This window comes from Rhodococcus sp. LB1, from assembly GCF_001583455.1.
GTDB classification, from domain to species: Bacteria; Actinomycetota; Actinomycetes; order Mycobacteriales; family Mycobacteriaceae; genus Rhodococcus_F; species Rhodococcus_F opacus.
The window spans coordinates 1,589-14,648 of record NZ_LTCZ01000121.1; the positions used below are offsets into that span (position 1 = coordinate 1,589).

The following is a 13,060-nucleotide window of genomic DNA, read 5'->3' on the forward strand; positions in this document are numbered from 1 at the left end:
ACAGGGCTGCCGTCTGCGCGCCTGTAGAGCAGTACCGGCCGATCCGCAATCCAGCGGGAGGTGAAGGTTCGGGTCACCTCCTCTCTGAGTGCGGCAACCCACCACAATTGCCTCGGATACGAGCTGGAATGGTTGTCGGACATTCAAGCGGCCTTTCTTCTGAGCGTGCGAGTGGATGTCACGCAGGTGTCGAATCCTTCGACATCGCCTGCGACCCTTCCGTTGTCGGACTGTCGTGGTCAGTTCGGGTTCGAAGGAGCGATGCGCCGACGAGTCCCACGAGGGATGCCGCAGCAAGGTAACCGGCCACCGAGAGAAGCGAACCGGTCGCGGTTTGCAGCCACGTGGCGATCATCGGCGCGAAACCGCCGCCCAGGATGGACGCTGCTGCGTAGGCGACTGACGCACCGCTGAACCGGACTTCGGTCGGGAACGCCTCGGCGAGGGTTGCCGCTTGGGGCCCATACATGAGTCCGAGAGGAACGGTGAGTACAACCAGCGCGCCGGCGATCAGAATTACCTCAGCGCTCCCGACCGCCAAGAACAGTGGTACCGACCAGAGGAACGTCAGCGCCGATCCCCACCGCAGAACCCGTTGTCGACCGAATCGGTCCGACGCGGCGCCGCCGAGGATTGTGGTGACAACCCACAACGCAGATGCGATCAAGACTGCCGAGAGAACTACCGTTCGGTTCATCCCCAGAGCCGACGTCGCATACGAAAGCACGTATCCGCCCGTGGAGAGGTACCCGGCGATGCTGCAGCCGGTCACGATCAGCGTGCACAACAGCAGCGGTTGCCGGTGCGCCCGGAAGAGGGTGAGCAGTGGAAGTGCCGGCCCGGATTTGCGTGCACGCATCTGCTGGAACTCCGGACTCTCATCGACGGTGCGACGGATTACGACACCGATCACGAGAAGCAGGACGCTGAGGAGGAAAGGAATGCGCCAACCCCAGGCCAAGAACTGTTGCTCGTTGAGCAGTCCGCTCAGCAGGGCCAGAACTCCTGTGGACAGGAGCATTCCGGCCGGAACGCCGACCTGCGGGAATGAGCCGAAGAAGCCCCGACGGTTCTGCGGAGCATGCTCGACCGCCATGAGCGCCGCGCCGCCCCACTCGCCGCCGGCGGAGATCCCCTGCAGGATCCGTAAGCCGACGAGCATGATCGGTGCCGCGACACCAATCTGGTCGTACGTGGGAAGAAGGCCGACGAGCATCGTCGATATCCCCATCAGTAGCAGCGACGCGACCAGAACGACGCGTCTGCCCAGACGGTCGCCGGCGTGCCCGGCGATGATGGCACCGAACGGGCGGAAGATGAACGAAATGCCTACCGTGGCGAACGCAAGGAGAAGGCCTGCACCGGACTCCAGCGGCGCGAAGAACAGCCCGCCGAAAACCAGAGCTGCCGTGTTGGCATAGATGAAGAAGTCGTACCACTCGATGGTCGTCCCGATCGCAGTGGCGGCGATCACGCGCCGCTGCTTCCGGGTCGTGTGTAAATGCTGTGTTTGCGACATTTTACGTTCCTTTTTGCCGACGGGCGGTCCGGCTCGCCCCGGACTCATGAGCCGAACCGGACTTGAACGGGCAGTGCCCGCATCGAAGTATGACCCGCGCCACAAGGCAGGAAAAGCATAAGTATCATCGCAACATCCAATAGTCAGTAGCGAAAGGTCGCCCGCACGTGCCGCCGACGCTGAGGGCATGACCAGCGGCGATGGCGTTGCGGCGGCACCCGGCCAACCGCCAGCGAACCGATGACCCCGTCCGTGCATGCGATGGCCGGCACAGAGATCGTTCGGGGGATTCAGTTGTGGAGCGGGCGGTGGGTGGCAGGCTCGATCTGTCCGGAGGACCTGCCCGTCTCTCACATCGCAACGCAACGTGTCGCTGGGCCGACTCGAACACCGGGCTCTGTATCAGGGCCGGCTCGTGTGCGCGGCGCCGGTAGTTGGGGCAGCCCGCACGCCCAGCTGTTGCACCCGGTGGGCCGAGGAACGAATCTGCTGGGCGCCGCAGAGCATGGCCTCGTGTTCGGCAGGAGTCAGGGTCACTTCGGCGATGGTCTCTACCCCTCGGTTACCGAGCCGGACGGGCGCTCCGATGAAGACGCCCCTAACTCCGTACTGCCCATCGAGGTGAACGGTGCACGGCATCAGTTGTCCGGTGGGGTTATATAATTCGGCGATCATTCGAGCAGTGCACGCCGCCGGCGCGAGAGATGGTGTTGCCGTGCGCAATCCCTGAACGATCTGATGAGCCTCCTGGCGAGCTATCTCGACCATGGAGCGAATTTCCACGCCGGTCAGCAGAGACGCGATCGGGGTCCCGTCTACGATTGTTTCGTTGGAGGCACAGAACATTCGGGAACCGTGCTCACCGAGGACAATCGCGGAGACATTGCGGCGGGCGGTACCCATTTCTCGCGCAAGCACGGTCGCTAATCGGTTCGAGTCCAACAGTCCTGCCGACCCGAGCACGCGCGACGCGGCGAACCCGGTCGACTCGTACACGACGTGGCACATTTGCTCGACCGGATTGGTCACCACGACGACGACCGCACTCGGTGACACAGATGCTGCTCGTTGTGTGAGTTCACCGATCATCGCCCGATTCGCGTGAGCTTGGTCGGACCGGGTGGAGCCCGGGCGGTAGGGGACACTGCTCGCCACGACAACCATGTCCGACTCGGCCGTCTCCTCCACGCAGGAGGTTCCCACCACCGTTGCTGGGCTACCGGTGCGCTCTGCACTGTGAATGATATCGAGGGCCTTGGCTGCCGCCAGATCAGGGACTGACGAGTAGAGGATCAACTCGCCGATTTGATTCGAGTCGAACAGCCGCTGGGTTATTGCTGTGCCGACATTTCCCGCCCCCAGCACCGTCACTCTTGGCTTCTGAGTTGTATCGGATGGTGTCACAGAAGAACTCATTCTTCTGCGCGATGTTTTCGTCATCCCGGAATCGTGGTGGGCGTATCCATGGCTGACTGTTGTGTCACCGGTGTCTGGCTGGGATGACTACCACGATGAAGAAGGATGCATGTCAGCATGACGAGGCAGCCGCCGATGACATAGACCGACACGGCCACAGCGCTCCCGGTTTCCGCATACAGGAAGGTTGCGATGAACGGGGCCAGGCCTCCGCAGAGGACGCTGCCGAGTTGGTACGCCATGGAGATTCCGGTGTATCGAATCTGGACCGGAAATGCTTCGGAGAGAATCGGCGGGACCACAGCCCACGCGAACATGGTTGCCGCCGACGCCAGTGCCGTCGCAACGAAGGCGAGGCCGACGTTTCCTGTGTCGAACAGCGGGAAGAACATCACACCCGCGACGGCCATCGCGATCGCACTGACCACCGCCATCGCGCGATGTCCACGTCTGTCGGCGTGCGATGCAAGCAGTGGCAGCACGATCAGCTGAAGGCCGCATACACCGACGCCCACCCAAAGCAACTCGTTTCTCGAGTATCCCACCGTATGTGTCCCATACGAGAGAGCCCACGTCAGGACCAGGAACGACAGGATGCCCGGCACGCCCGCGATGAACATCGTGCGGAGTAGCGGCAGCTTGTGCCCGCGAATGAGATCGACGACCGGAATCCTCTGCGACTGGTTCTCTGCCGCCAACTCGAAGAGTGGGCTTTCGTTCACACTCCGTCGTACGTACAGACCGACGCCGATGAGCACAACGCTCGCAAGAAATGCGATTCGCCATCCCCACTCGACGAACGCGTCGCCCGTTGTCGTCACGAGCAGCAACAGCATCAAGTTCGTCAGCATGAGACCAGCGGGCGAGCCCATCATTGGTGCGACCCCGTAGAGAGCCTTCTTCTTCGGCGGTGCGAACTCGACTGCCATGGTTACCGCGCCACCCCACTCGGCGCCGACCCCGAGCCCCTGGACGAGTCGCAATGCTGTCAGGAGTATGGGCGCCCAGATACCCGCCGCCTGGTAATTGGGCACAAGTCCGACAAAGACAGTCGCGGTCCCCATGACAATGAGGGAGAGTACGAGCATTTTTTTGCGACCGACTCGATCGCCGAAGTGCCCAGCGACGAATCCACCCACCGGCCGGGCGACAAACCCCACCGCGAACGTGGCGAACGCAGCGAGTTGGCTGGCGGTGCTGCTCTCGGAAGGGAAGAATTGCGGACCGAAGATCAGCGCCGCGCAAGCGGCATAGATGTAGAAGTCGTACCATTCGACGGTGGTGCCGATAAAGGTAGCCCAAACTACCTTACGGGCCTGTTGTGTGGTCTGTTTCGCCACGTGAGGTTGATCTGAGTGAGTGGACTGCGTCATCGTATGCTCCTGAGTGGGAATTGCACGGGATCCTCGCGGTCGTGTCGGATGAATCGAACGGGTGCCTGTGGTCGAAGTCGTCAGATCGATGTCGTCGCGTGAATAGACGTGGCTGTCACCTGTCCCGCCGGAACTACGCTGTCCCTGCTGATATCGGCAACCGACTTGTTCCCGGATAGTGCTAGAGCAGAGTCGATTTCGGCCAGCATCTGACGAATCACCCGCGCAACACCGGGAGCACCGGCGACGGCCAGACCATAGGCGTAGGGCCGCCCGACCAAGACGCCGGACGCGCCCAACGCCATAGCCTTGAGGACGTCGCTTCCCGATCGAATCCCGCTATCGAAAAGCACGGGGATCTCACCGCCGACGGCGCGGGCGATGGCAGGCAACGCATCGAGAGCTCCGATCGCTCCATCGACCTGACGTCCACCGTGATTGGAGACGACGATGCCCGCGGCGCCGCAGGATTGGGCAATCAGTGCGTCCTCGGCATCGAGGACCCCCTTGATGAGGACGGGCAGTCGAGTGCTCTCGATCAGCCGCGCAACGTCATCCCATGCTAGGTGTGGGACCAGCATGGTGCGGAGGAACTCTCGACCGAGCTCCGCGACGTCATCGACGTTGACACCGCTTCTGAACACGGGGTCGGTTCTGAAGTTCGCCAACCCCATCCCCCGCAGGAACGGGAGATAGCTCTTCGCGAGGTCCCGGGGGCGAAATCCCGGCAGGGTGGTGTCGAGGGTAACGACGAGCGCGGAGTATCCCGCGTCCTCGGCTCGGCGTATCAGGCTCGCGTCGACGTCATGGCGGGCGCCGGGGTAGAGCTGGAACCACCGGGGAGCTTCTCCCATGACGGCTGCGATGTCTTCGAGAGAGGTCGAGGATGCGGTGCTGGCGATGAACGGAACTTGCGCTTCCGATGCTGCTGCGGCCGAAGCGAGTTCCGCGGCTGGGTGAAGAATCTCCTGCACTCCGATCGGGGCGAGCATGATCGGACCGGGGGTCGGGGTGCCCAGGATTTCGGTGTGGAGCCGCCGTTCAGGGGCGGTCCGCAGCATGCGGACCCGCAGCCGCCAGTTGTCGAACGCAGTGCGGTTGGCACGCGCCGTTTCCTCGCGGCCCGCTGATCCCGCTACGTAGTCGAACGCTTCTGTAGACAACGAATTTCGCGCCCGATCGGCCCACTCCTCATATGTGAGCGGCCATCGTCCCGGCTGGTCCTCGGTGTAGATTTCCAAAGCCAGATCGGTGCTGAATGTTGTCACTGATTTTCTCCCATCGTTGCCGAGTGCACGACCGCCCGGCGTCGCGTCTCCGACGTCGCCCCCTGAACCGATGCTCATGAGACGCAGGTCATAGTGAGATCACTATGACCTGCACCAAAATCTTTGTAAACAGGGGATTTAAGCGATGAAATCACAGATGCGCTTAGGTTTGCTCTCCGGCGATCGCCTTCGATGAGATGACAGCGCGAAGCGTCACACTGCGTGTCACGACCCGCCAGGTCTCGGTATGGAGGTCGGCACCATGACGTTTGAGAAGCGGGTGTCGCCATTCGCTGAGGGCTCTTCCGCCAACGACCGCTGGAGCATGTTCAGTGGGACGCCAGCCGGCGCTTAGCCGGGTCTCCCTGCTGCGGCCGGCCGCATCGGCCATGCTGGCGACGTATTGGTTGGACATGCTTGCCGTTGCCGAACTGTCCGCGTCAGCCGCCGATCGCTCCCATACTGCGCACAGGAGGTGCGAAGCTGGCGGCATCGATGCCGTGCCCCGCCCACTTGTTCCACATGGCGCCGCGCCACAGCTGCGCCAGTTGCTCGTCGTCTGCCCCGGACCGCATCGCACCGCGCAGGTCGATCTCGGTGTCGCTGAATAGGCACGACCGGACTGTGCCTTCCGCGGTCAGCCGCGTGCGATCGCAGTCGGCACAGAACGACCGCGTGACCGAGGCGATGATGCCCACTGTCGCGGTGCCGCCGTTCACCCGCCATAGCCCCGCCGGCGCCGCTTGGTCGTCCCGGCCGATCTCCTCGAGTTCGAAGCGCTTACCCAGCACGGAGAGCAGCCGGTCGGCGGAAACCATGGTCTCGCGCGCCCATTCGTGGTCGGCGTCGAGTGGCATCTGCTCGATGAACCGCAACTCCACCCCCTCGTCCAGGCACCATTGCAGCAGGTCCGTCGCTCCGCTCAGCGTCTCGGGCATGAGAACCGCATTGATCTTCACCGGGGCAAGCCCGGCAGCGACCGCGGCCCGGATACCGGCGAGCACCGACGGCAACCGATCTCGCCGGGTCAGCGACGCGAAGTGCCCCCGGTCGACGGTGTCGAGGGAGACGTTGATCCGGGTCAGGCCGACGTCGGCGAGTCTGCGCACCCGATGCTCGAGCCCGACCGCGTTGGTGGTCATAGCGAGCGGAATGCCCGGCACCTTCTCCGCGCACCCGGCGATAATCCGCTCGAGGTCCGCACGCATGAGCGGCTCGCCGCCGGTGAACCGCACTTCACGGACCCCGAGGCGCTGGACGGCGAGCTCGACCAGTCGGACGATTTCGCCGGTGGTCAGCAACTGCCGGGGCGGGATGGCAGGCAGACCTTCCTCGGGCATGCAATAGGTGCAGCGCAGGGAGCACTTCTCGGTGATCGACACGCGTAGGTCCCTGGCCACCCGGCCGAAGCGGTCGACCAGATGAGGAACCTCAGGCCGTCCTGCCAGTGAGCGAGAGGATCGCACAGTGGGGATGCCCATTTCGACCGTGGTCATCGCGTAGCCCTTCGCTCCCTTGTCGCCCGACTCGATTGCTGTTCACTGGCACCGCAGTCGGAGTACGACGCGAGTGCGCTGATGCATGCTTTCTGCGGTCAGATGGTGATGCAAATCTTGCCGAGATGACGGCCGGCCGCTTGGTGTTTGAAGGCATCGGCGAGGTCAGCGAGTTCGAAGATGGTGTCCACTACTGGTCGCAGACTTGAGTTTTCGAGTGCGTCGATCATGTCGAGTTGATCGCGCCGGCTTCCCACAAGGAGGGCCCGGATTCGCACCTGCCGCGCGAGTGCCAACCCGAGCGGCACCGAGGCTCCCATACCGCTGAGGACACCGATCAGCGCAATCCGCCCGCCGGTTGCAGCGGCGATCATGGACTGCTCGAGAGTTTGGGCTCCTCCGACCTCGATCACGTGGTCGACCCCGCGGCCACCGGTGACCGCGCGGACCTCCGCACCCCACTCTGGTGTGGACCGGTAGTTGATGACGTGATCGGCGCCGAGCTGCTTGAGCAGGGCTTCTTTGTTCGCGGTGGACGTTGTGGCTATGACAGTTGCGCCGACGAGCTTGGCGAACTGCAGGGCAATGATCGAGACGCCGCCGGTCCCTTGTACGAGCACCGTCTCGCCGGGGTGCAGGTTTCCCTCGGTGAACAGGGCCCGCCAAGCGGTGACTCCGGCGGTGGTGAGTGTGGCGGCCTCCGTGTGGCTGTATCGGTCTGGCGCACGGGTGAAGGCCGCTACTGGCATCGTGACCTCTGTACGGGCGAACCCATCGATACCGTCACCGGGAACGGTGTCGAAGCCATCTACCGTCGGTCGTCCCTCCGGCCAGCCTGGGAAGAATGTACTCACGACGTGGTCGCCGGCCTCCAACTCCGTGACGCCAGGTCCGACCTCGAGGACGACACCGGCACCGTCGGAGAGTGGGATCCGGTCTGCGCTGGGCCCGGTGAGACCACTGACGACTGCATAGTCGTGGAAGTTGAGTGAGCTGGCGTGCACGCGAACCCGCACTTCTCCGGAGTCCGGGGGGCGGGATGGCAGCTCGATGCGAGTGATCTTGTCGAGGCCTCCACCTCGGCGAACTTGCATCGCCGTCACGTTCACGTGCTCTCCCTTCTCCAGATATGCCGAGTTGGCGGCAGGTATTCCAGGTAGTTGGTGGTGGTCAATGCGGACTCCGAGATGGTGCGATCCAATCGAACCCTCCGGTCTGCATACAGGTTCGGTGCTGCAGTCACCATCGCGCGTACGACATGGTCATGACCCACGGTAGGGTGCCGGCCCCGCGCTGGGAATAGAGCTTCGTCGCGATTGAACTGCGTCGAAGAGCCGCCTTGAGATGGGGCGAACGGCTTAGCCTGCGCGGGTGATCCGGTACGACGGGTAGGCCGCTTCACGGGCCCATTATGATGCGTGCAACGGATCGGCGCCCGGTGAAATGCGGCCGCAAGATCTCGCACCGCGCAGGGCCTTTCACTGACTTCGATTGCTGCAGAACTGATTGCTCAACCACCGGTCGACGCGCCTGTCACACTGAAGATTGAGCCGGCGAATGTGTCCGGGTGCTCGACATATCTCTTCACCGGTTCGGCTCCTCTTGGCCATTTATGAGCGGGAGGTACGGCCATACCCGTGCGCGCCGCCTCCTCGCCTTTCGAAACGGGTACGGATTCAATCTCGTCTTACTGCCGATCTGGGTGGGTCCAGGCATCGGAACGGTCGACGGTGCACCGGTGCCTATTCTCCGAGGCGATCTAGGCGCGCGAGCACCGTGTCGGCGATGTCTCTTGGGCCGTACTGTCCAGGGTTGGCGCGCATCGAGGCGATCAGAACGCTGATAGCGGGTTCGGCGTCTCGTATCCATTGATCCAGACCTACCGCCAGACAACGATCCAGGACTGGCACTAGCTGGTGCACACCATCCTCGATCCGTCCGGCGACGGCGAGGCATTCGCACACGAGAAGGTCGGCATTTAGTCGGGCACGAGGACGGGCGCTACCGTCGATGGACTCCGCAAGCGTGAGGGCTCGCCGGACCGCAGCATCATTGGCGGCGCTTGTCCCTGTTCGCAGCGCTGAACGGATCGCCGAGTCCTCACGCATCTCGGCTGTGACTTGGACGATGCCGTTTACTTCGGTGGGAAAGTCGAGGCCACCGCCGGTACCGGACTCTGTGGGGGACGTGCTGGGGACGTCGATACCGCATCGGACCCGTTCGTTGTCTATCCGCGCTGCCAGCCGAGCCAGGTTCAGACGGCTCGCTAGGTCGGCACCTTCGTCGAGGCGTTGTGCTGCCACGTCGCGGTGACCGAGTGCAGCCTTGACCCGGGCGCCGGTCCCGTACGTGGCAGCCATGAAGTCGACGATGCCGCCCTCGGCGCCGAGCGTGTAGCTGCGATCGAGATAGTTCTCTGCTTCGGTGAGATGTCCCTGTTCGTAGCGGAGCTCACCAAGCAAGGCCCCGGTGAGTCGCCCACTGTACGACAGCATCCCGTCGGCGTCTGTCGCCAACTCCAGGGCATGCCGATAGCTTCTTTCTGCGGCATCGAGATCCAGTTGCTCGCGTGCGGCGATGCCGGCCAGACAGTAACCGTAGATCACGCTGAAGGGACCCGCGGAGCGCTGGTGGTAGGGGCGCGCCCACTCCTGCCACTGTCGGGCGGCTGAGAAGTCGAACCGGTGGATCGCACTGGTCGAACCCAAATCCGCCGTTCCGCACAGCACCCACGGCCGTAGCGAATCGGTCCTGGATGCGCCGAGGGCAACGGCTGCATCGACCCCTTCCAACTCGTCGTCGAAGGCTGCGTTCGTGGCTCGAATCAATACCGCTTCGACGGCGCGGTCGCTGACCTCAGTGTCCTCCCCACCATTGGCCGCACCGGGATCCTCGTGCGCGAGGGTGAGAGCGCGCTCAGCCTCCGAGCGATGATGCAGCAACGAGTGCGCCCAGGCCAGCATGATCTGCAAACTCGCGTGATCGGCCGCGCCTTTGGCCGGAAGTTTCTCGGCGAGACCAAGCAGTGTCGCCATCCGGGCGTGCTCGAGCAGATCGAGGGCAACACCGTCGACGAGTGTGATGGCGCTGTCTTCTTCTCCTGCTTCGAGATAATGGTCGACCGCCGCACTGATTTGCCCGTTCTCTGCCGACCACTCGGCGGCCCGTCGATGCAGGTCGTCGGCACGTGCCGAGTCGTCGCGCTGGAGGCGACGACGGAGGAACTCCGCAAACAGCGGGTGGTAGCGGAACCATCTGGCGTCGTCGTCGAGACGGCGGAGAAACAGATCGCGCGCCTCAATCTCCTCGAGCATGGCTTGCCCGCGCCTTTGTCCGGTCAACGCATCGGCCAAGACGCCGCTGATGCGCTCGGGGATTGCCGTCGCGAGCACGAAATCGAGTGTCGCCGAATCGAGACCGTTCAGCACATTCTCGGCGAGGTATTCGCCGATCTCGCGGTGACTGCCCGACAGATGCTCGATCAGCTCCCGCGGGTCCGGTCGTTCCCGAAGGGTTAGTGAAACCAGTTGCAATGCCGCGGCCCAGCCGTCCGTGGTTTGCTCGAGTTCGGCGACCTCGGTGTCCTTCAGCTCGAGACCACTGTGCTGGACCAACAACTTTCCCGACTCTTCCCTGTCGAATCGGAGCGCGACCGCGTCGAGCTCGATCAACTCGTCGCGTACACGCATCGCGCTCAGGGGCAGGCCGAGCCGGGTACGGCTGGTCACGATCAGTTGCAGGTGATGGCAGCCATGCTCGAGTAGGAATGCGAGCGCGGACCGGGTGTCCTCATTCGTGACGCGATGCCAGTCGTCGATGACGAGGGTGACGTGCTCGTCGACGGTATGGAGCCGGTTGATCAGCGCGGTGAGTACGTACCGGTGCACCGCTTCGCCGTGCCCCTCGAGTTCCCGGATGAGTTCTGAACCGAGGTCGGGCTGCGCCAACCCGATCGCCTCGACAAGATGCGCAAGAAACCACACAAGAGTGTTGTCGTCGTTGTCAATTGACAGCCACGCCACCTTGTAGCCCTCGCCACGCAACACGTCGGTCCGCTGCGCAGCCAAGGTGGTCTTGCCGTATCCGGCGGGTCCGTGAATGAGCACCAGGCGCGGCCGACCACCTCCCGCATCGAGACGCTCGAGCAACCGAGTGCGCGCAACCATTGGGTGCAGCGTCACCGGCGGCCGGTACTTCGTGGGAGCGCGTGGAGGCTGATTCCGGGACGTCGGACGAAACGCGCGGCGGCGAACATACTCCGCAGTGTGATCGACCGACGAGTCCGCGGTCGCACGCACGGGTGCCTGATCCTCTCCCGTCAGGGGCAGCGGGATGTCGACGACCGGAGCACCGATCAGATCCGCTGCACCGCGGAGTTGCTCCCCGAGCGTTTCCGCCGAGGGCGGTCGCGCGGCAGGATCACGCGTCATCGCCGCTTCGATCACCGCACACACTGGGTCCGGAAACCCCTCCTCGCGCAGATCAGGTACCGGTGCGGTGCTGATCCGCAGCAACTGCGCCACCAACTGCTCCCCTCGGCGCCGACCGAACGCAGAACGTCCCGCCAACGCCGTGAAAAGGGTTGCCCCGAGACCGTAGACATCCGACGCGGTCGATGCGGCACCCCCACCGAGCAGCTCCGGGGCCGTGTACGCGGGCGAACCGAGGACGAGACCGCGAGTGGTGTCATCGCCCCCGGCGATCCGGGCGATACCGAAATCCGTCAACTGCGGCTCCCCGTACTCCGTAAGGAGGATATTGGCGGGCTTAACATCCCGATGCAGTACACCGGCGCGGTGCGCCGTTTCCAGCGCACCGGACATCTTCACTCCGACCGCCAGCGCTTCCGCAACGGACAACGCCCCGTGCGCCCCGATCCAAGACTCGAGTGAATCTCGGCGATGGAACGGCATCACGATGTACGTCCGCCCAGCTTCCGTGATCCCAGCCTGCAACACATGCACGATGTTCGGATGCCCAGACACCCGGCCCATCGCCTGCTGTTCGCGGAGAAACCGAACACGGTCGACCGGATCATCGGAATCGGCGCTGAGCACCTTCACAGCTACGACGCGATCAAGAGCGGGTTGTCGGCAGCGGTACACCACACCGAACCCGCCACGACCGGCTACGTCGTCGACCTCGAACCCCTTAGATCTGAGTTCCGCGACCACATCACTCTCGTCCGCGCGCCGCTGAGTGCGTTCGGATTCGTCACCGGCCATGACACACCGTCGACGCGCGCCACACCAAATGACACCTGCTCCCGGCCCCCCGACTTCCGTCCATGGGACTCACCTCACGTGATCGGCTCGTCCCAATTCTAGATACGCCCTCACCCGGTTCCCAGAAGAATACCGAGATCCTCTCGTGACGCTCTGCGCCTCCCAGAACGATTTGCAGCGATCACTACCGTTCACAGGTAGCGCCCCGCAGCGACCGGAATAGGGTGTGATTGGAGGCCCCTCTTACGTGTGATTACCGGACAGTCAGTTCGTGGAGTTACCCAGGCCCGCATTATTGCTCGCCATAGGTGAACACCCCTCCATCCATCCAGGCGGTGCACGGTCACGTCCCCACAGTGCAGGGCGACGAGGTCGCTGCGCCGGAACGCGCCGGCGAACCCCATCAACAGCAGCGCACTGTCGCGGCGTTCGTGTACCTCGGTGGCCCAGCCGGTAACAGCTTGCCGGGCGGATCGGACGATGGTGACGATGTCCGAGGTCAGCAACGGCGCGGGGGGATTGCGGGGCCGGTCGCCGTTGGTGGCGTAGGTGCGGCGAATCCCCGACAACGTCGCGGTCACCAGTGCCTCGGTGCACGGGTTTCGCAGGTTCGCGGTGCGGTGGTAGTGACCGATCACCGACACCCACCGGTTCAACGTCGACGGCGAGTACGCCTTCTCCCCCACCTCGGTGAGGGTGTCCGCGGCATCGACCAGATACGCGGCCACCGTCGCCGGGTGCGCCGGCAACGACGGGTGGCCGT

The 13,060-nt window shown here is 63.8% G+C and carries 7 protein-coding genes and 1 pseudogene; all 8 read right to left on the minus strand.

Features of this window, described 5'->3' with window-relative positions:
- Positions 1-178: 178 nt before the first annotated feature.
- Complete coding sequence (locus AZG88_RS18280) at positions 179-1,519, minus strand: MFS transporter (protein WP_061698491.1); 1,341 nt, start codon at positions 1,517-1,519, stop codon at positions 179-181.
- Positions 1,520-1,921: 402 nt separating this feature from the next.
- Positions 1,922-2,890: a lactate/malate family dehydrogenase gene (locus AZG88_RS18285; protein WP_061698492.1), complete on the minus strand. Its 969-nt coding sequence runs from the start codon at positions 2,888-2,890 to the stop codon at positions 1,922-1,924.
- A gap of 65 nt (positions 2,891-2,955) precedes the next feature.
- Positions 2,956-4,275 carry an MFS transporter gene (locus tag AZG88_RS18290; RefSeq protein WP_231914076.1) on the minus strand — a complete coding sequence of 440 codons (1,320 nt, stop codon included), beginning with the start codon at positions 4,273-4,275 and terminating at the stop codon, positions 2,956-2,958.
- A 113-nt stretch (positions 4,276-4,388) separates the two neighbouring features.
- The gene (locus tag AZG88_RS18295; protein WP_063886829.1) at positions 4,389-5,576 is read right to left on the minus strand and encodes an alpha-hydroxy-acid oxidizing protein; all 1,188 of its coding nucleotides are present in this window, start codon (positions 5,574-5,576) and stop codon (positions 4,389-4,391) included.
- Positions 5,577-6,016: 440 nt separating this feature from the next.
- Positions 6,017-7,072, minus strand: a complete 1,056-nt coding sequence (gene moaA, locus AZG88_RS18300) for a GTP 3',8-cyclase MoaA (protein WP_061698493.1) — start codon at positions 7,070-7,072, stop codon at positions 6,017-6,019.
- 98 nt (positions 7,073-7,170) lie between these two features.
- Positions 7,171-8,166: a zinc-dependent alcohol dehydrogenase family protein gene (locus AZG88_RS18305; RefSeq protein WP_082833369.1), complete on the minus strand. Its 996-nt coding sequence runs from the start codon at positions 8,164-8,166 to the stop codon at positions 7,171-7,173.
- Between the two features lie 648 nt (positions 8,167-8,814).
- Positions 8,815-12,297 carry a serine/threonine-protein kinase gene (locus tag AZG88_RS18310; RefSeq protein WP_082833368.1) on the minus strand — a complete coding sequence of 1,161 codons (3,483 nt, stop codon included), beginning with the start codon at positions 12,295-12,297 and terminating at the stop codon, positions 8,815-8,817.
- A 323-nt stretch (positions 12,298-12,620) separates the two neighbouring features.
- Positions 12,621-13,060 (minus strand): annotated as a pseudogene (locus AZG88_RS52650) (integrase); the annotation flags it as partial.